Source organism: Thermincola ferriacetica (assembly GCF_001263415.1).
GTDB lineage: Bacteria > Bacillota > Thermincolia > Thermincolales > Thermincolaceae > Thermincola > Thermincola ferriacetica.
This window is the reverse complement of record NZ_LGTE01000002.1, coordinates 48,359-70,504: the sequence shown is the minus strand read 5'-3', so window position 1 is coordinate 70,504 and position 22,146 is coordinate 48,359. Positions and strand designations below refer to the sequence as shown.

At 46.5% G+C, this 22,146-nt stretch carries 23 protein-coding genes and 1 riboswitch; of the genes, 1 reads left to right on the top strand and 22 read right to left on the bottom strand.

What is annotated here, in order from left to right; translation table 11 throughout:
- The 4 genes from gltA to Tfer_RS01955 form a co-directional block, all read right to left on the bottom strand.
- Positions 1-1,389, bottom strand: coding sequence for an NADPH-dependent glutamate synthase (gene gltA / locus Tfer_RS01970; RefSeq protein ID WP_052216652.1), 1,389 nt, complete (start codon positions 1,387-1,389; stop codon positions 1-3).
- Complete coding sequence (locus tag Tfer_RS01965) at positions 1,377-2,222, bottom strand: sulfide/dihydroorotate dehydrogenase-like FAD/NAD-binding protein (protein ID WP_052216651.1); 846 nt, start codon at positions 2,220-2,222, stop codon at positions 1,377-1,379. Before Tfer_RS01965 ends, gltA begins: the two co-directional genes overlap by 13 nt.
- 141 nt (positions 2,223-2,363) lie before the next feature.
- Positions 2,364-3,227: a bifunctional 5,10-methylenetetrahydrofolate dehydrogenase/5,10-methenyltetrahydrofolate cyclohydrolase gene (locus tag Tfer_RS01960; protein WP_052216650.1), complete on the bottom strand. Its 864-nt coding sequence runs from the start codon at positions 3,225-3,227 to the stop codon at positions 2,364-2,366.
- A 240-nt stretch (positions 3,228-3,467) separates the two neighbouring features.
- The gene (locus Tfer_RS01955) at positions 3,468-4,004 is read right to left on the bottom strand and encodes a PGRP and LysM peptidoglycan-binding domain-containing protein (protein WP_052216649.1); all 537 of its coding nucleotides are present in this window, start codon (positions 4,002-4,004) and stop codon (positions 3,468-3,470) included.
- Between the two features lie 95 nt (positions 4,005-4,099).
- Between Tfer_RS01955 and Tfer_RS16445 the strand changes: the two genes are divergently transcribed.
- On the top strand, positions 4,100-4,255 hold the full coding sequence (locus Tfer_RS16445; RefSeq protein WP_207642441.1) for a hypothetical protein: 156 nt from the start codon (positions 4,100-4,102) through the stop codon (positions 4,253-4,255).
- On the opposite strand, the gene Tfer_RS01950 is transcribed toward Tfer_RS16445, so the two are convergent.
- The 18 genes from Tfer_RS01950 to Tfer_RS01865 all read right to left on the bottom strand — a co-directional run bounded on the left by Tfer_RS01950 (position 4,252) and on the right by Tfer_RS01865 (position 22,133).
- Positions 4,252-5,427, bottom strand: a complete 1,176-nt coding sequence (locus tag Tfer_RS01950; protein WP_052216648.1) for a cation diffusion facilitator family transporter — start codon at positions 5,425-5,427, stop codon at positions 4,252-4,254. The two genes, Tfer_RS16445 and Tfer_RS01950, sit on opposite strands and share 4 nt — an antisense overlap.
- Before the next feature lie 91 nt (positions 5,428-5,518).
- Positions 5,519-5,598: riboswitch (NiCo riboswitch) on the bottom strand.
- 61 nt (positions 5,599-5,659) lie between these two features.
- The gene (locus tag Tfer_RS01945) at positions 5,660-7,444 is read right to left on the bottom strand and encodes a hypothetical protein (RefSeq protein WP_152908941.1); all 1,785 of its coding nucleotides are present in this window, start codon (positions 7,442-7,444) and stop codon (positions 5,660-5,662) included.
- A 299-nt stretch (positions 7,445-7,743) separates the two neighbouring features.
- The gene (locus Tfer_RS01940) at positions 7,744-8,763 is read right to left on the bottom strand and encodes a tRNA (adenosine(37)-N6)-threonylcarbamoyltransferase complex transferase subunit TsaD (RefSeq protein ID WP_052216646.1); all 1,020 of its coding nucleotides are present in this window, start codon (positions 8,761-8,763) and stop codon (positions 7,744-7,746) included.
- A gap of 4 nt (positions 8,764-8,767) precedes the next feature.
- Positions 8,768-9,196, bottom strand: coding sequence for a transcription antitermination factor NusB (gene nusB, locus Tfer_RS01935; protein ID WP_052216645.1), 429 nt, complete (start codon positions 9,194-9,196; stop codon positions 8,768-8,770).
- Positions 9,197-9,303: 107 nt separating this feature from the next.
- The gene (locus Tfer_RS01930; RefSeq protein WP_052216644.1) at positions 9,304-9,522 is read right to left on the bottom strand and encodes a DUF2273 domain-containing protein; all 219 of its coding nucleotides are present in this window, start codon (positions 9,520-9,522) and stop codon (positions 9,304-9,306) included.
- 12 nt (positions 9,523-9,534) lie between these two features.
- Positions 9,535-10,080, bottom strand: a complete 546-nt coding sequence (gene amaP, locus Tfer_RS01925) for an alkaline shock response membrane anchor protein AmaP (RefSeq protein WP_013120579.1) — start codon at positions 10,078-10,080, stop codon at positions 9,535-9,537.
- An 85-nt stretch (positions 10,081-10,165) separates the two neighbouring features.
- Positions 10,166-10,567 carry an Asp23/Gls24 family envelope stress response protein gene (locus Tfer_RS01920; RefSeq protein WP_052216643.1) on the bottom strand — a complete coding sequence of 134 codons (402 nt, stop codon included), beginning with the start codon at positions 10,565-10,567 and terminating at the stop codon, positions 10,166-10,168.
- A 129-nt stretch (positions 10,568-10,696) separates the two neighbouring features.
- The gene (gene accC, locus Tfer_RS01915; RefSeq protein ID WP_052216642.1) at positions 10,697-12,046 is read right to left on the bottom strand and encodes an acetyl-CoA carboxylase biotin carboxylase subunit; all 1,350 of its coding nucleotides are present in this window, start codon (positions 12,044-12,046) and stop codon (positions 10,697-10,699) included.
- A gap of 70 nt (positions 12,047-12,116) precedes the next feature.
- Positions 12,117-14,024 (bottom strand): acetyl-CoA carboxylase biotin carboxyl carrier protein, encoded by a 1,908-nt coding sequence (gene accB / locus Tfer_RS01910; protein WP_052216641.1) that lies wholly within the window; start codon positions 14,022-14,024, stop codon positions 12,117-12,119.
- A gap of 213 nt (positions 14,025-14,237) precedes the next feature.
- A complete protein-coding gene (locus Tfer_RS01905; protein ID WP_160315511.1) occupies positions 14,238-14,861 on the bottom strand; it encodes a SpoIIIAH-like family protein in 624 nt (207 codons plus the stop codon).
- 5 nt (positions 14,862-14,866) lie between these two features.
- A complete protein-coding gene (gene spoIIIAG, locus Tfer_RS01900; protein WP_052216639.1) occupies positions 14,867-15,517 on the bottom strand; it encodes a stage III sporulation protein AG in 651 nt (216 codons plus the stop codon).
- Between the two features lie 15 nt (positions 15,518-15,532).
- Positions 15,533-16,153 carry a stage III sporulation protein AF gene (gene spoIIIAF, locus Tfer_RS01895; RefSeq protein ID WP_052216638.1) on the bottom strand — a complete coding sequence of 207 codons (621 nt, stop codon included), beginning with the start codon at positions 16,151-16,153 and terminating at the stop codon, positions 15,533-15,535.
- A gap of 27 nt (positions 16,154-16,180) precedes the next feature.
- Positions 16,181-17,395, bottom strand: a complete 1,215-nt coding sequence (gene spoIIIAE / locus Tfer_RS01890; RefSeq protein WP_242843535.1) for a stage III sporulation protein AE — start codon at positions 17,393-17,395, stop codon at positions 16,181-16,183.
- A gap of 23 nt (positions 17,396-17,418) precedes the next feature.
- Positions 17,419-17,817: a stage III sporulation protein AD gene (spoIIIAD, locus tag Tfer_RS01885; protein WP_242843534.1), complete on the bottom strand. Its 399-nt coding sequence runs from the start codon at positions 17,815-17,817 to the stop codon at positions 17,419-17,421.
- 13 nt (positions 17,818-17,830) lie between these two features.
- Entirely contained in the window at positions 17,831-18,028 is a 198-nt protein-coding gene (gene spoIIIAC, locus Tfer_RS01880) for a stage III sporulation protein AC (protein WP_013120588.1), read from the bottom strand.
- A gap of 32 nt (positions 18,029-18,060) precedes the next feature.
- Positions 18,061-18,579 (bottom strand): stage III sporulation protein AB, encoded by a 519-nt coding sequence (locus Tfer_RS01875; protein WP_052216636.1) that lies wholly within the window; start codon positions 18,577-18,579, stop codon positions 18,061-18,063.
- Between the two features lie 6 nt (positions 18,580-18,585).
- Positions 18,586-19,563 carry a stage III sporulation protein AA gene (gene spoIIIAA, locus Tfer_RS01870; protein WP_052216635.1) on the bottom strand — a complete coding sequence of 326 codons (978 nt, stop codon included), beginning with the start codon at positions 19,561-19,563 and terminating at the stop codon, positions 18,586-18,588.
- Positions 19,564-19,754: 191 nt separating this feature from the next.
- Positions 19,755-22,133 carry a sensor domain-containing protein gene (locus Tfer_RS01865; RefSeq protein WP_052216634.1) on the bottom strand — a complete coding sequence of 793 codons (2,379 nt, stop codon included), beginning with the start codon at positions 22,131-22,133 and terminating at the stop codon, positions 19,755-19,757.
- Positions 22,134-22,146 lie beyond the last annotated feature (13 nt).

The window sequence follows — 22,146 nt, the reverse complement described above, 5'->3', positions numbered from 1 at the left end:
TTATTTGTCCCTTAAATACTGGTCAATAGATATGGCCGCCTGTTTGCCTGCCCCCATAGCAAGAATAACTGTGGCCGCCCCTGTAACGATGTCGCCGCCGGCAAAAACACCCAAACGAGTAGTTTGGCCCCGCTCGTCCACGATAATGTTTCCCCGGGCATTCGACATAAGCCCATCAGTCGTTTGTGTTATTAATGGGTTGGGCCCCTGGCCGATAGCCATGATAACCGTATCCACCTCAACATTAAATTCCGATCCGGGGACCGCCACCGGTTTTCTCCGACCCGAGGCATCGGGTTCACCAAGTTCATACCTGATACATTGCATATTCTTCACCCAACCTTCTTTATCCCCAATAAGTTTGACGGGGCTGGTCAGGAAAAGAAACTCCACGCCTTCTTCCTGGGCATGCTTTATTTCTTCCAGCCGGGCAGGCATTTCCTTCTCCGAACGGCGGTAAACAACAGTTACTTTTTGCGCTCCCAGCCGAAGGGCTGTCCGGGCCGAATCCATAGCTACGTTTCCTGCTCCGATGACTGCTACTTTTGCACCGATATGGACCGGCGTATGGTATTCCGGAAACATGTATGCCTTCATGAGATTGGTCCGCGTTAAAAACTCGTTGGCCGAAAAGACCCCATTCAGGTTTTCACCCGGGATGTTCATGAAGTAAGGCAGCCCTGCCCCAGTTGCGACAAATATTGCTTGGAAACCGTCTGTAAATAATTCGTCTATGGTAAAAGTCTTCCCTATAATCATATTTGTTTTTATTTCCACACCTAGACTTTTCAGGTAGTCCACTTCTCTTTTGACAATGTCTTTCGGCAGGCGAAACTCCGGAATGCCGTAGGCAAGAACGCCGCCGGGAACATGCAGGGCTTCAAAAACGGTAACCCGATAGCCAAGTTTGGCCAAATCCCCGGCCGCTGTCAATCCCGCAGGTCCCGAACCGATTACAGCTACTTTCTTACCGGTTAATTGCCGGCTTAAGTGCTGCGCTGTCCTGTCAAAAGCTGCACCAAAATCGGCGGCAAACCTTTCTAACCTGCCTATGCCGACAGGCTCTCCTCTTTTACCCAGCACACACTGCTTTTCACACTGGTTTTCTTGTGGACATACCCGACCGCAAACAGCCGGCAGGTTATTACGTTCTTTAATTTTATTACCGGCAGCGATAAAATCTCCTTCTTTAATCAACTTAATAAAGGCAGGGATCTCCACTCCGACAGGACACCCTTTTTGGCAGGGAGCACCTTTGCACTGTAGGCACCGGTTGGCTTCGGCAACAGCCGTTTCCTGATCGTAACCAAGAGCAACTTCTTTGAAATTCTTAATCCTTTCCCGTGGATCCTGTTCAGGCATGGGGTGTTTAGCAGTTATGAATGACATCCGCAGCCACCTCCTGAACGGACCTTCTCACCGAGAATTAGCTCTTGTTCTTTGGCATACATTGTGGACCGCCTGATCAGGGTTTCCCAATCAACCAGGTGTCCGTCAAACTCCGGTCCCTCAACACAAGCAAACTTGGTCTCCTCTCCTATTTTTACCCGGCAGGCTCCACACATTCCTGTTCCATCCACCATAATCGGGTTTAGGCTAACCAGCGTTTTTACAGCATAAGAAGCCGTTAACTCACTGACCGCCTGCATCATCGGCAGGGGTCCTATGGCCATCACCAGGTCCGGTTTTTCACCTGTCAATTGTTTCTGCAGTACCTCTGTAACAAACCCCTTTTCGCCGACGGAACCGTCATCAGTACAAATAATCAGCCGGTCACTGACATTATTCATAACGTCCTGCAAAATCAAAGTCTCGGCTGATTTCGCACCGATAATTGAAATAACTTCGTTCCCCGCCTCCTTCAGAGCACGAACAATAGGGAAAATGGGCGCTGCACCCACACCACCGCCTATAGCAATTACCCGTCCGTACTTTTTGATATGGCTGGGCATGCCCAGGGGGCCGGCTATATCAGTGATAAAATCACCCTGTTTCAGGCAGGCCAGTCTTTTTGTAGTGAAACCCACTTCCTGAAAAATAATTTTAATACTGCCCGATTTGCGGTCAAAATCAAATATAGTCAGGGGAATACGTTCTCCCCATTCGTCCACTCTCAGAATGATAAACTGTCCCGGTAGCGCTTTGGCTGCAATTTCCGGCGCCGATATTTCATACATGTGGATACCGGTAGCCAGGGAGCGTTTCTGTAGAATCCTATACATAGATTAACCTCCTCTTGTCCTACAGCATATAATCCTATTATACCACTACCGGGTAAAATTCAGAAGAAAAAACCGCAGAACCCTCAATTTTAAGGGATCGCGGTCAAATCTAAATATTCATAAACCGGCTTCCGCTAAACACTATCTTTTTTCAGCCTGCCACTTGGCGGCTTCCACCACGTTTCTCAGCAGAATAGCAGTAGTCATTGTACCGGCGCCACCGGGAACAGGAGTAATAATACCTGCTCTTTCGACAGCCTTGTCAAATTCCACGTCTCCAACTATCTTGCCGTCTACCTCGTTAATTCCAATATCAATAACAATGGCGCCGGGTTTAATCCATTCGCCCTTAATTAATCCGGGTACGCCGACGGCAACTATAAGTACGTCAGCCCTAGCCACATGTTCAGGGGTTTTTCCGGCTTTAGCAGTACCGATATGGCATACGGTAACTGTCCCCAGGTCATTCAGGTGAAGCAGGGCTGCCGGTTTACCAACAATATCACTGTGTCCCACAACAACTACCTCTTTACCGGTTAGGTCGATGCCCGTTGACTTGACAAGCTCGTAAGCACCTACGGCCGTACACGGAGCAAGCCGGGGCTTACCGAAAGAAACAAGTCCCATGTTATGCGGTGTAACACCCTCGATATCTTTCTCAAAAGCTATTTTCCACTGCACCTCTCTGGCTTCAATGTGCGGCGGCAGAGGCATTTGCAGAATTATGCCGGAAACCTTGTCATCGTTGTTCAGGTCTTCTATGTATTTGATAAGTTCTTCCTGAGTAGTTTCGGCAGGCAGTTCCCTTAATTCATACTTGATACCAAGCTGCTCTGCGTTTTTTCGCTGGTTATCGGTGTAAAACTTGGAAGCAGCATTTTCACCAACCTGAACCGCTACAAGGAAAGGCTCAATACCTTTCTGTTTCAGTTCCTCAACTTCCTTCCTGGTCTGCTCTTTAATTTTGTCCGCTAATGGTTTGCCTTTTAAAATTTGTGCAGGCATTTTTTAAAAACCTCCTTTTGTTAATTAAATATCTTTTGTTATTAAATGTCACTAATGTGAAATTATTCGCTAACTTTGCCCTTAATCCTGCCTGAATAATTAAAAAAAGTTGTAATATTTTAAATTTTGGCAATGTAGCACATAAGCCCGTTTATATTGCCATGCTCAAAATAAATGCACATAGTGATTATATTCACTATGTGCCCGAAATAGTCCAACCCCTCAAAAAGATTTATTATTTTATAAGCCTAACGCTGCCCAAGTTACTTCTTCAACGATGCCTGTTTCCGGGAACCCTTTTTCCCTCTGAAAAGCCCTTACAGCCATTTCGGTCCGCCTACCGAATACCCCGTCTATAGGTCCTGTATAGTAACCAAGTTCTGCCAGGCGTTCCTGCAGCATTTTTACTTCCGGGCCTCTGCTCCCTCTCTTTAACACCCCAAAGCCTGGACCCGGTTCAGCAGGTAATTGGGGCCATTGTCCACCCGAAGGCATGTATGGATAGTATCCCGGAGGTACATTAGGCCACCAACCTACAGGATATTCACCGGGAATATAGGGCGGCCACCCCCAATATCCCGGGGGAAACATTGGCGGAAACCCAGGGTAATAAGGCGGAATTTCGGGCCTTTTGCCAGGAATAATTATTACCTGGCCGGGGAAAATCAAGTTAGGGTCTCTAATTTGAGGATTAACGGCCAGAATGTCGGCTACTGTCACCCCGAAACGCTGGGCAATAATATAGAGCGTATCGCCCGGCTTTACAACATAACGCACGAAAAATCCCTCCAAAACTGTATTTTTTTTGCCTTCTGAGCATATTACAGTTTATGAAGGGAATTACAATAATGTGAAATTCGGAGGTATGTATGATGTCCAAATCAATTCAGGATTTAAAAAACAGTATCCGGGAAAAAATAATCGAAATATGGAAAAACCCGGACAATCCGCCGGAAGATAAGTTGATAGAAATTTTCGGGTTCTCCGCGGAACAAATAATAAACTTTATTAACCAGGAAGACGATTAATCATCGCAAAACAGGGCGCATTCGGTACAGGTCCCGGCGCAGGGCTCTATTTTTACGTTAAATTTCGTTCCCGGGTAATTGGCCATTATTTCCTCTTCAATGGAGTGGGCTATATGATGAGCCTCATTTAAAGGCAAACCTTGGGGTAGAACCAGGTGTACACCGCCCACGGGACCTGCAATGTAATCATACCGGAGGGATAATTCATGGTAATTGACAAACTTACCGCCCAGCCTTTCCATCGCTTTCTCCAGTATCTTTTTTAAATCTTCCTCTGTGATGATATCTTCCTTCATCACCTCTTCGACAGGTTCAATATGGATTACCACATCGGAAGCATACTTGGCCAGTACATCCTCAACCCGGTCGGCTAACTGGTGCCCTTCTTTGATAGTCTTATTCCCGTCAACCAATACGTGCAAATCCCCGAATATTTTAGGGCCCACCCGGCGTACCCGTATCTTATGTAAACCCAAAACTCCGGGTACACCCGTTACATCCGATTCAATCCGCTGCCTTATCCCTTCCGGAGCCCGGTCCAGCAGGCCATCAACGGTTTCCTTGGCCAAACGCAAACTGGCAATAATAACCAGAACCGCAACCACCAATGCTGCAATGGGGTCAGCCTTCTCATAGCCAAACTTGGCAAATACCAAACCCACAATTACTACCAGAGAACTCAGGATGTCGCTGGAAAAATGCAGGGCATCGGCTTCCAGAGCCTGGCTTTTGTGCTTTTTAGCTGCCTTTTTCAGCGCCCGGGACCTGGAGAAATCTATAATAATTGACACAACCAGAACTCCAAAACCCCATGCCGTTACCTCCAACCGGAGTTCCGGCATCATTAGCCTGTTTATGGCTTCTTTAACAATCCACAGACATGTTACCATTAGTAATAGGGCTTCTACAAGAGCAGAAAAATTTTCAACCTTACCGTGACCGTAATGGTGTTCTTTATCCGCCGGTTTATCGGAAATACTGACTGCAAAGTAAGTTATGGCTGCAGCGCCAAAATCCAGGGCTGAATGGGCAGCTTCAGACAGAATACCCAGACTGCCCGTCAGCAAACCTATAATGAGTTTTCCACCCGTCAGAAACAGGGATGCCAGGACCGAGCTTAAAGCTACCGCCTTTTTTTCTTTTTGAGCATCCGCAAAATCAGCCTGCGCCAATGGCCATACCCCCTAACATCTTTATTATATGAATTCTGTGTGCTGGTATGTTCAAAAAATTTCCCCGTTTAGCGAAAAACCTGTGGAACCACACGGTCCCACAGGTTTATAATCCTGCTGCTCATAAAAGCCCGGTAAAACTTTTCCGTTCTACCTGATCCATTATGCTTTTTTATTTTAACACAATTTATTGCTAAAAGCAAACCTTTGTGCAAATAATTTTTCAAATATTTTACTTATAAAGTATTTCTATCCGGAAACCTATTGCCGGGGCCTGAGCGCTATGGTATTCCCCGTTATATATAATAACGGTAGCATGCCGGTTCCCTTTCTGATATGACATAACCATGTAATTGCCGGGTGCTATGTTTCCGGACACTTTTTCCCAGCCGGCCTGGGCCATCTGTTCCTCATACCAGTTGAAAAGTTCTCCAGCGCTAACATCACTGCGCCGTGAGGAAATCAGCAGCTTACCGCCTACCCCTGCGTATTCCGCAGGCATCCAGGCTTCACCAGCCATAATACTGGCCTTTTGGGGAACACTCCAGGTAAACCCGGGATATTTAGGCAAATCGGCGGGTTCTTTGGCAATCATGTGTAAATTATGTCCCTGGTCATGGCAGGCCAGACAATTGGTATTTTTTGTATTAATTGCATACTTAACAGTTTCGCCGGCGTCTTTTTGGTGACAGATATTACATCCTTTAGCCTTGTGAAACTGTTGTTCGCCCAGGATAGTGTCGGAATGACAGGTCTGACAGGCTGCATCCAGCCCGTTTTGGTGTGCCGGGTGCCCGCCGCCGGCATCAAGGTTCAGATGACATGCGCTGCAGGCCGAATTCTTCTCGGCGATAGCCTTTTGCACCTGTGGATCAGGATTATTATGACAGGTAAAACAGGTCAGTTGATTGCCGTTGTCATCATACCGGCGAGCATGTTCCCTGGTCAGCGTGGTGGCATGGCACATGGTACATCCCTGTGATGTTGTTGTGTGCCTTCGTGAAACATCACTGATACTGTGTACAGGCGGAATACCTGTCGTCCATGTCTTGCCATGGCACTCCATACAACTGTCCGTATCCTGCGCCCCGTGAAGAGGCGGATTTGCTACCGGCAGCCCTTGGTTATGGTAAGCGCTTGGGTAGGTGGTAGCGTTAAAATGGCATTTATAACAATCGTCCAACGGATATGTAGGATTGGATGGCGATAGATTTGTACCGTGGCATTTACCGCAATTATTCATGGGATGACTGGTTCGATCATGGCACTGCTGGCAGGTTGCATCATTCATGGAAAAAGTCATTTCAGTATAAGTGTTGATAAAAAACTTCCAGGAAAATTGCGCCTGATTGCCTGCAGTATCACGGGCCTTGACCAAGACCGTGTGCCAGCTTTCATTGGGCAGTTCATTTTCCGGCGTAAAGTTTATGACCCCAGATGCCGCATCAAATACAGCGTTTACCCTAGTGCCGTCAAGATACATCTCCACTGAGCCACTGTCAACGGCTGTATTATCGGTAACCTTGGCAGATATAAGAGGTTTTAATTCCGTTACGGTAGCATTGCCCTCGGGCTGTATGGGGGAAATTTGCGGTGGTTCTGATATTGTGAAGTTCCATTGTTTGGTAGAAGAATTCCCCGCGCGGTCTCTTACCGTGATTGAAACAAAATGACTGCCTTCCACCAGGCTGGCAGAATAATACATTTCCAAGGTGGAATAGTCATCGGTATACTCGTCAATCCATCCATACTGCTTGATCGGATTGACCAGGTTACCGTCCAGCAGCATTACAACGGAGTTGTAATCGATAAAATCGGGGTCAACTGCCGTTAAAGCAATAGTTACTCTGCTTGATTTTATTACCGCTCCACCCTGCGGAAAAAGGTTAGTAAACGAGGGACCGTTAGTATCGGCAAAGGCAAGGGCCGGAACGCTTAGAATAAAGATACTGAAAACCACTAGAAACAGCAATAATGGAAACCTCGGCTTGTCCTGTAGCGAAGTGCGGTTCATCATATTGCCTCCCCTTGTTGACATATCATATATGTCGTTGATTTTCCCTTTTCCCTCCTTTCTATCATGTCCAAATGTACTGACCAATTTCGACAATTTTCCTCAATATTCCTGCCAATACAGCAGAGGTAATTTATGCCAAATTATTACTTTGGCATGGTGCGACTTTGCACCCACAACTTCACCCAGTGCCTGAAAGCAAAACCGGTCGGGAAACATCCTATTTCCCGACCCAGTATATGACACAAATGTATTCTCCCAGAATAGTTGTAAATGGTTTTTGGAGCAGGGCTAAAATCCCCTTATGTAATTTTATCTTTAATCCGGGTCGGGTAGGACCCATTTTCCCCACCGGGGCTTGCTTTTAGCTTACGCAACCCAATTGCCGCCACGCCAACGGCATTATCGGAACTCATGGACGGTTCGGCAAAGAAAAGCCTGGCTCCTACTGCCCGGTGCTCCAAGCGCTCCCGCAACCGGGATCTGATATAGTAATTGGCGGTCACTCCGCCTACCAGGAGAATGTCTATCACACCTGTCTGTTCTATAGCCCTGCGCAGGACCTTTTCCAGGGAATTTGCTATACACTGTTCTACACCGCGGGCAACTTCAGTTGCATCTGCCCCGCTGCTGATTAAGCGCTGCGCCATTGTCTCCGGACCGGAGAAACTTATTTCCAATCCGTGTACCGATGAGGGAATAGGTATGGCGCCGGCAGCCCTACGGGCCAATTTTTCCAGTTCTGGGCCCGCCGGGAAAGGTAAACCCAAAGCCACCCCTATCCGGTCAATGAACTGGCCGGCATTTAAATCTTTTGTTCCCCCGAGCAGGCGGATGTCAAACATCATATCCGCTGATTCCCCTTGTTGGGTGACCCGCAGGACTTCCGTAGTTCCTCCTGATAAATGTACCGCTAAAAATTCCCTGGCCGGAAATATGCCTATCGACCACAACCCCGCCATAATATGCCCTTCCTGGTGGCTGGTAGGGATAAAAGGCACGCCCAGCAACCCGGCTATAGTCCGGCCGTAACTTTCCGCCACAGTAAATACGGGCATATAAGAGCCTTCCACCGGGCGTGGCCTGACGCTGGCCGCAACCCCTAGTATCAGCTTTCTTCTGCCTGGTATTTCCCAAAGATTATCAAAGAGGTTTTTGATGTTCTGAATATGCTGAAATACGGCGTTGCTCTGCTGCAGACCCCGCGCACCGGCAGGAACATCAAGCAACTTCCTCTGGTCCGCCACCAATCCTCCGCCTGTGTCCAACATAGCAAGAGAAGTGGTGTAACAACTTGTATCAATGCCCAAAACCAACCCCATATGGCTACACTCCTGGTTCGGTCCTTTTGAACTGCTCCATATTTTTGGCCACATAGCCCAAAATGCCGTTTATAAACTTGCCTGAATCAGCCGTGCTAAAATCCTTACCCAGCTCAATGGCCTCGTTTATGGCCACATTCTTCGGCACATCTTCCCGAAAAAGCATTTCATAAAGGGCCATGCGAATAATATTCCTGTCCACATTAGCCATTCGGTACAAATCCCATTCATTAGAAACTTCTCTGATGATGTCATCAATATACGCGCGGTTTCTTAACGTGCCCTGGACCAGTTCCCGGCAGAACTTTTGGGCATTTTCACCTATGTTGAATTCCGAAAAAATGTATTCATAAGCCTTTCCTTCTTCCACTCCGGCCATTTCTATCTGGAAGAGAACCTGTAAGGCCGCTTCCCTGGCTTTTCTCCTGCTCATTGATAACCTCCTGTCTGTAACTATAAGTAGTATAACCTTACAAGGTCAAAAAATTTCTGTTACCCGGCAAACCAAAACACCCCCGCCTAAATGGCAGGGGCCGGCTGCTAATAACCTCTGAAAAACCTTCTGACAGCCATCAATATATCCTCGTCTTCATCGACCTTTTTGCCGATAAAATAACCCAGTACAATTAATATTATAACAAACAAGGTTTTCAACAAGCCGTATTCAATAACCATCCAGCCTAATAGAAGGCCCAGGGCTACACCCAGTATTTTTCCTAAATGCATTCCCAGAAAATCCTGCCAAGACCTGTCTCGCATTATTCATTCCCCCTAATTGACCCTATCCCTGACCTTCATGTCAGTAGCAATATTTTCCACCAATACCTTAACGGCATGTACATTAACCCCGGCAATACGTTCAAGGTTCTCTTTGACTTTTTCCTGAATTTCATCGGATACCTGTGGAATAGCCAAATCAGGCGCAACAATAACATGAATAAATACCCCTATCCCCTCCGGGCGGGAAATAATCCTGGGCTGAACTTCTCGGATACCCCGCACCTGCAGCACGGATTTTTTGACAATGTTTTCCAGGGCCTGCACCGTAATACGTACCTGTCCCATAGCCGATTCTTTGATCAGGGCATGCATTACCTCATTTTTTGTGCCAAAACTGTTAATCAAAAACTTTAAACTGATAAGAATAAATACTATAGCGACCAGTCCTACCGCAATTCTTTGGTCCTGCTTAAAGAGGGCAAATTCCAAAAGGTCGAGAGGAGTTGTCCATCCAGCAGCCACTAAGCCGACCACTACAAACAGGATAACCATGCTTAGACTGTACAATCCCAATAACAAACGGTCAAAAAAATTCACGAGCAACACTCCATTCGGGTTCTTCAAATACATAAATTTACATTACCAAATAATTTGAACCCCCTGAGTGTTCAGGGGGAAAAAACTACTTTACTCTATGTTCTTCTTCCTTGGGTTCAGGTGTGGGAAAAACCACTCCCTGGATATTTATGTTTACTTCCACGACATTCAGTCCGGTCATGCTTTCAATGGCCCGTTTGACGTTTTCCTGTATTTGATGAGCAACATCGGGAATTCGCACACCAAATTCCACAATTACAAACATGTCGATAGCCGTTTCTTTTTCACCTACTTCTACTTTAACGCCCCTGGACAGATTTTTCCGTCCCAACATCTCAGCAATTCCACCGGCTAAGCCTCCACTCATGCCCGCTACCCCTGGAATTTCCGTCGCAGCCAGGCCGGCAATAATCGCTACTACTTCATCCGCAATGCGGATTACACCCAGTTCTGTTTCGTGCCTTTCAATGAGCTCTTTCTTTTCCATAACCGACACCTCCCGGTCGAATTGCTTACACCAACTATAAACATATTATACCAAATTGTAAACTTCTATTCAAGAAAAGCGCGCATCTATTCTTGTCATGCGCGCTAGTCAAACCTTCTGCCGCCAATTCTAATCTTCCTGCAAGACGCGGCGCTGAATAAAATTGGTATAAAAGTCCCCCCTCTGGAAGAAAGCATTATCCACAACCACCAAATGGAAAGGAATCGTGGTTTTTACCCCTTCTATTTCAAATTCCTGCAGGGACCGGCGCATTCTCTGAATAGCCTCTTCCCTGTTGCGTCCCCACACAATTAGCTTAGCTACCATCGAATCGTAGAAAGGCGGAATGGTATAGCCTTCGTATACGGCGCTGTCTACCCGTACTCCCATGCCACCCGGCGGGACGTACTTTATCACCTTCCCGGGCGAAGGCATAAAATTTTTGGCCGGGTCTTCGGCATTTATCCGGCATTCGATAGCCCACCCGTTGATTTTAACATCATCCTGCGTATAGCCCAATTCTTCACCGGCAGCAATCCTGATCTGTTCTTTAATCAGGTCAATTCCTGTGACCAATTCAGTGACAGGGTGTTCTACCTGAATCCGGGTATTCATTTCAATAAAATAAAAATTATTATCTTTATCCAGGAGAAACTCCACAGTACCGGCATTGCTGTAATTTACTGCTTTTGCCGCGCGCACAGCCGTTTCACCCATTTTTTTCCTCAGTTCAGGGGTCAGGGCCGAAGAAGGAGCTTCTTCCAGCAATTTCTGGTTTCTTCTCTGGATAGAGCAGTCACGCTCACCCAGGTAAACTGTATTGCCGTAATTGTCAGCCAGAATCTGAAACTCAATATGTCTCGGTTCTTCCACATATTTCTCGATGTAAACTTCAGCATTGCCGAAAGCTGCCTCGGCTTCTGCCTGGGCCGTTTGAATGGCTTTGATCAGGTCATTTTTGCTCTGGGCAATGCGCATGCCTTTGCCGCCACCGCCTGCTGAAGCTTTAATAATAACCGGGTAACCGATTTCCTGGGCAATTCTGACCGCTTCTTCTTTATCAGTAATAACTCCTTCAGTACCGGGAACAACAGGTACCCCGGCCTTGATCATGGTTTCCCGCGCTACTGCTTTTGCGCCCATATTTTCCAAAGCGGAAATAGACGGCCCGATAAACTTTATACCGCAGCTTTCGCATATTTCCGCAAATTCGGCGTTCTCAGCCAAAAACCCGTAGCCGGGATGGATGGCATCGGCTCCGGATACTTCTGCCGCCGCTATGATATTAGCTTTGTTCAGATAACTCTTACCTGAGGGAGCAGGACCTATACAAAAAGCTTCGTCTGCCAAACGGACATGTAAAGAATCCCGGTCTGCTTCCGAATATACAGCAACAGTCCTGATGTCCATTTCTTTGCATGCCCTGATAATCCGAACGGCGATTTCTCCCCTATTGGCAATCAGAACTTTTTTAAACATTACACACCTCCACCGTTGTAGCTTCAAGTAATATCACCGCCGGCCACTGACCACCGGTCACCGGCGCTATTTATGCTTTTTCAACAAGGAACAAAGTCTGTCCGTACTCCACCGGCTGTCCGTCTTCAACCAGAACCTCGACAATTTTGCCCGCTACTTCCGATTCTATTTCATTCATCAGTTTCATGGCCTCAATTATACAAACGGGCTGTCCTTCGGATACCATTTGACCTACTTCCACAAAAGGCTCCGCGTCAGGCGCCGGGCGGCGGTAGAAAGTCCCGACCATGGGAGCCGTAATCGGAATAAGGTTGCTGGTATCCCTGGACTTTTCAATTACCGGTTTGGGCGCTTTTTCAGCTTTTTCCGCCTGCACGTCGCCTGTAGCTTCGAAAACCGGTGCACCTAACTGTCCGGTGCTACCCTTTTTGATGGCTACCTTAACCCCGGCGCTTTCCAGGTGCAGTTCGGTAATATCGGTCTCCCCAAGCAGTTTGATTAATTCCTTAATTTCATTGAGATTCACTTCTTCAACCCCCTTCGATACATTGGATGATGATACTTGTTGTATATCTGTTTGTTCCGCACCGGCTTCTTCTATTACCTCATCCGGGATATCATCATCGGCATCATTTTCGTGATTCTTACGCCATTCAAAAAACTTCAGCGCCACCTGTGGGAACAAGGCATATGACAGGACATCCTCTTCTGACCGGGCAATGCCTTCCACTTCTTTCCTTAGTTTATCCATTCTGGGTTCCAATAAATCAGCAGGGCGGCACTTAATCATATTGGTTTTGCCCTCACCAAGTATTTTCTCAACTATTTCTTCTTTAATAGGTACAGGAGGATTGCCATATTCCCCTCGTACGTACGCTTTCACTTCACCCGGCACCAACTTGTATCTTTCTCCTGTTAATACGTTTAACACTGCCTGGGTACCGACAATCTGGCTGGTAGGAGTGACCAGAGGCGGGTAACCAAGGTCTTCCCGAACCCGGGGGATTTCTTCAAGCACTTCGTGAATCTTATGCAATGCCTTTTGTTCTTCCAGTTGGGACACCAGGTTGGAAATCATGCCGCCGGGCACCTGGTGATCAAAGACACGCATGTCCGTAATTCTGGTAACACCCCGTTCAAAACCGTGCCGTTTCCTTAAATCTTCGAAATACTTGGCCACTTCAAACAAAAGATGGATATCGAGACTTGTATCATAGGGAGATTCCTGGAGAGCCCTTACTACCGTTTCCACAGGCGGTTGAGAGGCGCCAAAAGCCAAAGGTACCGATGCCGTATCAATCACGTCGGCCCCGGCTTCAACACCCTTCAGATAGGCTCCGACAGCCATACCTCCAATGTAATGGCAGTGCAATTGAACAAGGATATCAACCTTTTCCTTAATCATTTTAACCAATTCATAAGCTTTGTAGGGTGATAAAAGTCCGGCCATATCTTTTATGCAAATGGAATCAGCGCCCATTTGCTTGAAAGCCAGCGCCGTTTGCAGGTAATGTTCCAAGGTATGTACAGGACTGACAGTATAGGAAATCGCCGTCTGTACATGGGCCCCGGCTTTTTTGGCCATTCTGATAGGCACTTCCAGGTTGCGGGTGTCGTTTAAAGCATCAAAAATCCTGATAATGTCAATACCGTTTTCCACAGCCTTATAACAAAAAGCTTCCACTACGTCATCGGGGTAATGCTGGTAACCGACCAGCGACTGCCCCCGCAGGAGCATCTGCAGCTTAGTCTTTTTGAAATATTTCTTCAAAGTCCGCAGGCGCTCCCAAGGGTCTTCGTTCAAGTACCGGAGGCATACATCAAAAGTCGCTCCGCCCCATACCTCTAAAGAATGGTATCCAACCTCATCCAGCTTCTCAGCAATGGGGAGCATATCCTCAGTTCGCATCCTGGTGGCCCATAAGCTTTGGTGAGCGTCACGCAGCGTCGTATCCGTAATCTCCACTTTATGGCACATGCTATCTCCTCCCACCGTAAAGTTCTGTCCTTCACAAGTGAAACCAAAAAACAATACAAAATCTCAGGCAGTCAAGGACAACCTGAGAAACAATACATCCGGTTTACGAGGCATACCCTTACTTTTATTAATTATATTAGGTGTTTAACCTTATTTCAATAGATTAGAAGCAAGTATACAATATAATATATAGGCCTTCCGTGAAGTCGCAACTTATTGTTTCACCGGTACTGTGCTTATAGAAACAGCGCTTTCCTCTATGTTGGCGATGCGGTTTACTATTCCCTTGATTTTATCTTCTTCTTCAGGTGCAAGCTTTGTGGTCTGCACTATAACGGTGGCTGATTTGTCCTGTAAAAACACTACGGCATCCTTAAAACCTTTGGCCCTGATCATGTTTTCTATCTCCATTTCTTTTTCCAGCAACTGGGATATCTGCAGTAACCTGCGCTGGGCCTCTTTGCGGACGTCTTCTGTGGAATTGGCGTTGTTCACTATCTCCCTGAGCAAATCTATCTGCTGTCCACGGGCCCTGTCTCTCTGCATCCTGTACTCGATAAAAAACTGGCTTTTGACAGTTTCCTTCCGGTTGTACCCGGTCACATTCCATCCCTGCCCGTCGGCAGCTCCAGGAGTCTCCTCTCCTCCCTGTCCCCTGACTGCCTGCCCGACGGCAACCTTCAGGTTGTCATTAAAAGGTAAAGCCTTATGTATCTCCGCTGACCCGCCGGCGTTAAAAGAAGCGCTCAAACTGATTAGTTCCACCACAACAACCAGGGCAACTACGGTAAAAGTCAGCCGCCAAATGAGTTTTTTGGAAAAATATACCGATTTCATGCACATCACCTACTCTCTTTTGGTAAAACTACCACCCGGTGCGGCGAGACGTTGAGGAAAACCTGTACCGCATCCAGCAACCGGGCTTTGATTTCAGGGTCGTTGGCGCCTTCAGCCACAACTACTACGCCCTGTACCTGAGGCTTGATCTCTTTTTTCACCACGGGGATTTCCTTGTTCCCCTCACCTTCCCTGATCAACACCAATTGACCGTCTTCATTCAGTTCTGTCACTGTGCGGTTGCCGCCCTTTTGGTCGGTCTCCTGGGTGGTTTTGTTACTGGTGGAAGTATTAACAGCATATTCATATTCCATGGTAGAAGCCAGGTTAACCGTGGCTTTTACTTCGCCTGCGCCGTCTATCTGGGAAAGGATTTCTGCGAGCTTCTCACTGATGGCATTTTCTGCATCTGTAATATCGGTTCCCGAAGAAATATGCTGTTCTGCCCGTTGGCCGGAACTACCGCTTCCGGAATCCGCCGTAATTTTCACCTGCGGTTTTTGCTGTCCGAAATTATTGGCAAGTACTATAAGCATAAGGCCAAAAGCGCCAATAATGATAAATAAATTGAATTTGTTTGTTTTTTTGTCTGCCCCGTCCTTTCGCTCATTTCTGCCAAAAAAAGAAATCAGTTGGTCAAAAAATTTGTTTCCCAAAATTACCCCCCCTGCTCATTTCCCGGAAAAAACAATCTTTATGTTATCCGGGTTAATTCCGTAAAAATCAGCTAATACACCCTGCAGTTTTATTACGTCCTTATTTGGGGTCTCACCGGTCTTACTTTCTTCCTGGGTGCCGCTTACGTTGATTTCTACCGGTTTTACACCCACACTGCCTGAGCTGTTGCCGCCCGCTTGAGGATTTTTTCCCAAGTAGACAACAATTTCTTTCAATTGGCCGAAATTGGCTGCCTCAGGGTTATCCTCTATATCAACCACCACCTTTTGAACCGCCGCGCTCCCATCTAACCGTGCCAAAGCGGAAACTTGCTGAGAGATTTTTTGGGCATAGTCCTTTAATGCAGCCCGTTTCATTTCACTGTCCAGAGATTTACCCTTCCTGAGCAAACTATTGAGATCTTCACCCCTGTATTCAACCGGTGAAACAGTTAAAATGGAAAAATCCCTGTTCAGGAAACCAAGGATAGGATTTAAAACGGCCACAATTATAAACAGGCCCATCACCAATTTAATATACCTGCCCAGGTTGGAATTGGGGATAACCATTTCCAGTAAAACATTTAACAAAACAATAATTAATACATTTTGCACAATCTGTTTTAATATATCCATAACCCAAGCTACCTTCCCCGCAGGATTTTATCTCATCATCAGACTTACATTTCCGGTCCCAAGGACAATGGCGATGACGAAAAAAAACATAATTCCTACGGAAGATACTGCTGCGAAAACAAGTCCCAGGCTGTTTCCCATTGTGTTTAACGACTCTACCAGTTTAGTATCGCTGATAGGCTGGCTAATCGCCGCCGCCACCCTGAAAATGAGCATAATAGACAGAATCTTTAAGGCCGGAAATATACAGATGAAAAAAATGGCGATAATCCCTACCAGGCCGACGACATTTTTAAGCAGCAAAGAGGTGCCTACCACTGCATCAAGGGCATCAGCAAACATTTTGCCCAAAACCGGCACAAAGGCCCCGGTGGCGAATTTGGCAGTTCGCAGGGCAACACCGTCAGCCACTGAACCTGCTATGCCCTGCACACTGAGAAACCCTAAAAATACGGTAAAAAAAAGTCCCATTAATGCCATACTCCATTGTTTCATCAAACCGGACATTTTTGATACCTGAAATCTTTCGGAGATATTGCTTGTCAAACCTAATACCGCCGAGAAAAAAATTAGGGGAAAAACAATATTTTTAATCAACGTGCTAATACTGCTGAGAACAGTAACGGTCAGGGGATGAAAAAGCGCCGCCGAAGTCAGGTTACCCATAGCCGTTAACAAGGTGATTAAAACAGGCAACGTGGCCTGCATGAAAGAAACCATGTCGCTTATTGCTTCTCTGCCGATACCAAGGGCGATACCGAAGGACTTTAGCGCCAAAATAAACAAAGTCAGGTAACAAACTGTCCAGGCAACTTTGCCCACCGTTCCTTGTTCAAAAGCCGACTCGATATTCTGTAAAACGGCGCATATCACCGTTAAAACCAGGAGTTCACCTAACAGTTTGGAATTGGCTATGATTTCATGAAACAAAAACTTCAAAAGCCCCGTTAATATGTCGGTAAAACCAAACTTAAATTCACCTCTGGCTATTTTGCCGATTAAGGAGCGCAATTCAAGTTGGGGAACATAATCTGCTATTTCCCTGTTGATTTCGTCCAGGTATTTTTCCATCTCCCGCAAATCAAGGGCATCAAGTTCCTGTTCTACTTTTTCGGCATTGGCGCTTCTGATGTCTTCTTCAGCGGGTTCAACAGCATAGGCACGGCCCGTAAGAAAGCCTGAAAACAAGGCTAATGCCAGTAAAATTATTACTGCCCAACCTTTTTTATATCTTCCAGCCACTACATCACCCACCGTTTCCGCCGTTAGGGAATTATTTTCATCAAGGTATCAAAAACAGCAATAATTATTGGAATGGCCATAACCATAATCAAAACCTTGGCTACAAACTCTATCTTGGAAGCAATGGCTCCCTCGCCGGCATCCCGGCAGATTTGCGCTCCAAACTCGGAAACATAAGCTATTCCAATAATCTTTAGCACAGTACCCATGTAATACATATTGATATTGGCCCGCTGGGCCAGTTGGTTAAATACCACTATCACCGTATTGACCTTACCGATAATAAAGGTGAAAAACATTATGCCCACCAGAAGGCTCAATTGAACGGCAAATTCTGGCCTTTGCTGTTTAATGACCACAATGATTACCGTTGCCACGATGCCTAAGCCCACAACCTTCATTGCATATTCCAAGATACCCAATTCCCAGCACTCCTTAATAAAGATTAAAAACGTCCTTTACCGTGTCAAACAAGTTGGCTATCCTGGGGATAACCATGGCCAGCACGATTACTATCCCCAACAATAAGGTTGCAAAGGCATACTCATCCCTACCGGCCTGTTTCAGAACTGTATAAATAACAGTAATAACAATACTGATTCCGGCCAGTTGAAAAATCAGATCGATATCCATCAAATCTCTCCTTTCTTAAAACCCAGGTCATCTTAATAAACCATCAGGACCAAAACCAGGCCAAACAAAAACCCCAGCGATTTCCATACTTTCCCGTTGCTCTGTGCAACTGCCTCAGCCTTGGCTATTTCATACCTGAGTTGTTCTCTGGTTAACTGTAGGTGCTTGCTCTGATCATCCCGGTCAGAACAACCCAAAAAGCCACTGATTCTCTTTAGAACACTCAGGTCCTCTCTGATAAAGGCTAAATCGTAACCATATTTTTCTACCGCCAGATGCCAGGCTTCACCGGCTGTCAAGCCTTCGGCTGAGCAAAGAAAATCACGGGCCGCCAGAAAAATCCGGCCTATTTTTTCATCACAGTTGCGACCGACGTTTTCCATTGCGTCAGGTAGCGGCGTAGCGCCATAAACTATTTCCGTCTCCAGCATTTGCAGGGCCGATAGCATGGCCCGCAGTTGCTTGGGCCGCTGAATATAATGCTGGGCTACAGTCAGTCCTATCCCGCCACAGGCTGCTACGGCCAAAAATGCGCCAATCAGTTTCAACATTTCCCTTCACCTCTTCAAAGACTGCCGGGTTTTACCGTCCAGAATATCTTCCACCGTGCCCACTCCCTTTTCCCGGTTCAAAACAATATAGCGTTCAAAAATGCCCTGTTCTACCAGATATTTCAGAGCAGGCCTCTGGACCAATTCGCTCAGGTTGGCGCCATGCACTGTGGTCAGGATCTTAACACCGGCATTCAATACTTCTTCCAGGGCAAAAATGTCTTCTTTTCGGCCAATTTCATCGGTAGCTACCACTTTGGGCGCCATAGAACGAATAAGCATAATCATTCCCTCTGCCTTTGGGCATCCGTCCAGGACATCGGTCCTGATGCCGACATCCTTCTGAGGGACACCCCTGAAGCATCCGGCAATCTCGGATCTTTCATCCACCACGCCGACGGGTACCCCATGAAACCCCAAAGAAGGTACTCCATTGCTCAATTGGCGGACAATATCTCTCAGCAACGTAGTTTTGCCGCACCTAGGGGGAGAAATTATCAAGGTATGCTGAAACTCTTTTCGAATGGGGTCAATAAGATATGGCATGATGTTATCGGATGCGCCGATGACTTCCCGGGCTATCCGGATATTCAGGCTGGTTATGTATTTAATGGTTTTAACCTTTCCGTTATCAATAATAACCCTGCCGGCCAACCCCACACGGTGCCCGCCGGGAACGGTAATAAACCCGTTCCTTACTTCTTCTTCCACTGCGTATATTGAAGAATTGCTCAGCAAATTGGCAGTTTTCTTCAGATCTTCACCGGTCACAGTATAACTTTGCGTAATATCAACGGTAGGTTCTCCTTCCGGTGTAAGAAACAAATCGCCACCGTCATGTCCGATAATCAGCGGGCGGTTTTGGCGTAGGCGGATTTCTTCAGCTCGCCTCATCAATTCATTGGGCACACGGGCCAAAATAGCCCTCAAATTGCCAGGGACCATTTCCATTATTTCCTGGTAAAGCACCGTCTGTCTTGCCATACTTTGTCCCCCTTTCCGTATATAAATATTGCCGAGCCCCGGCATTTATGAATAAAAAATATGGCGAAAAAAGACCGCCGGCGAAGCATAAAGCCTCGCGGCGGTCATTTAACAGCCTGGTACAGTCTGTTAACTCATACACTCTGTATTTGCCAATGAAGTTAGTTAACCGTATTTAAACGGGCGCCGGTTCAAGTTTTTGCTAAAGGATTAGTTTCTTCCGTGGCTGCCACCTCGGCCATGGTAACTACCCGGCTAAAAGGCTGGCGTTTTAACAGACCTTCAAATTCCTCTGCAGGTACGGGCCGGCTGAACCAGTACCCCTGCATGTCGTAACACTGCTTGCCCCGGAGAAACAGGTATTGTTCTTCCGTTTCCACTCCCTCGGCAACTACCTTCAGGTTAAGGTTTCGGGCCAGCACAATAATAGTACTGACTATAGCCGCATCTTGAATATCGGAAACTACACCCTGAATGAAAGAGCGATCAATTTTCAACGTATTTATCGGAAAACGTTTTAGATAGTTTAGCGAAGAATAACCTGTGCCAAAATCGTCAATGGTAATCCTGATCCCCATTTTAGCCAATTCCTGCAATACCTTGACCGTATAATCAACATCCTTCATAATCACTCCCTCAGTAATTTCCAATTCCAACCACTTCGGGTCCATTCCCGTTTCCTGCAGTATTCTGGTTATAGTTTCTACCAGGTTTTGCTGGAGAAACTGCCGCGCCGAAAGATTGACCACAACGGTAACAGGCGAATATCCGGCATCCTGCCAGGCTTTGCTCTGCAGGCAGGCAGTGCGCAAAACCCACTCACCGATTGGAATTATCAGCCCGGTTTCTTCGGCGATCTGAATAAAATCACCCGGGTAAACCAACCCCTTTTCCGGGTGTTTCCAACGAACCAGGGCTTCCATCCCCGTAATTTGACCTGTAATAATATTCACCTGGGGCTGGTAATGCACCTCAAATTCATCGTTCTCCAGGGCTTTGCAGAGAGCCTGCTCCGTATTCAGCCTTTCGTAAGCTTTGTCATTCATGGACGGCGTATAAAGCTGGTATGTATTACCCTGTTCCTTGGCCAGATACAAAGCTGAATCGGCGTTTTTCACCAGCGTCTCGGCATCCTGCCCATCATGGGGATAAATGGCCACTCCTATACTGGTTGTCAAATGGAATTCCTGCATTTCAACCTTAAAGGGCCTTTTCATGGTTTCAATAATCTTTAAGGCTATTTTGGCCACATCCTGCTCTTTGGCTATTTGTGGGAAAATTAATATGAACTCGTCTCCACCGATGCGGGCCACCGTATCACCTTCCCGCAGGCACTCGGTGAGCCGCTGGGCCACATCCTTTAATACCCGGTCACCCATGGCATGGCCCAATGTATCATTTATTAGTTTAAACCGGTCTAAATCTATGAACATCACTGCCAAAAGCTGCTTGTTTCGTTTGGCATGGGCCAGGGCCAGCTTCAGGCGGTCATTAAACAGCGCCCGGTTAGGCAGGTCAGTCAAGGGATCGTGATATGCCATATGATTAATTATTTCTTCCGCCCGCTTCCTGTCAGTGATATCAATACCCATAGAAATTATAACCAAAGGCTTACCTTCAGCATCATATGACAGCGTATGGGTCCAGAGAATCTCTATTCGTCCTCCGTCCTTGGCAATCCACGGGTGTTCACCTGTTTCAATCACTTCGCCCTGTTGGAAACGTTCCACTAGTTCGGGTATTGCCGGCTTAATCTCTTTAGGCGTAAATATTTCCCACCATTTTTTTCCAATTACCTCAGCAGCCGTATACCCTGTCAGTTCCTCGGCGTACTTATTAAACAAGGTAATTGTCCCATCCATAGCCCAAAGCATAATGATGGTCCGGGCATTGTCCACCAGACTTTGGGAAAAATCCCTTTCCTGCCGGAGTTCCTCCAAAGCTTTTTTCGAATCGGTAATGTCGCTGAAACAGACAGCAAAACCATCACCGGCTTTAACGGCTGTGTTCCTGAACCATAAATTACACCCATTCAACCGGAATGAATGTTCGAAATGCTTGGAAACGCCTGTTTCGACAATATTGACAAAAACCTCGAACAAGCCGTTTTCTTTAAAAACAGGAATAGCTTTAAGCAGCGAATGACCGATTATATTCTCTACCCTGAAACCCATTATCCGGGCCGCTTCCGAATTGCAATAGGCAACCTCAAAATCAATAATTTTCCCCTGTTCATTACGAATACTGGTGAAAATCATAAACCCTTCATGGGAAGTTTCCTGAACGGTGCGAAAAAGTTCCTCCCGGACATAAAGTTCCATTTCCGATTGTGCAAGGGCCGATACGTACCGCCTCATCAGCAGGTACAACAGAAAGCCCGTTGCCCCAATAAAAAATAATCCTTTGAATGTCTGGAAAAAACTGATTTTTGATACATCGAAAAACAGGTTATTTAAAATCTTGTCAGAAAACAATATCCACAGACTGCCAATCAACATGTATATTATGGTGATTTTTATCGGAATTTTACGTTTCTTGGCAAAATTTGACTTCGACAAGCTATTCTCCATAAGTCTCCTCCCG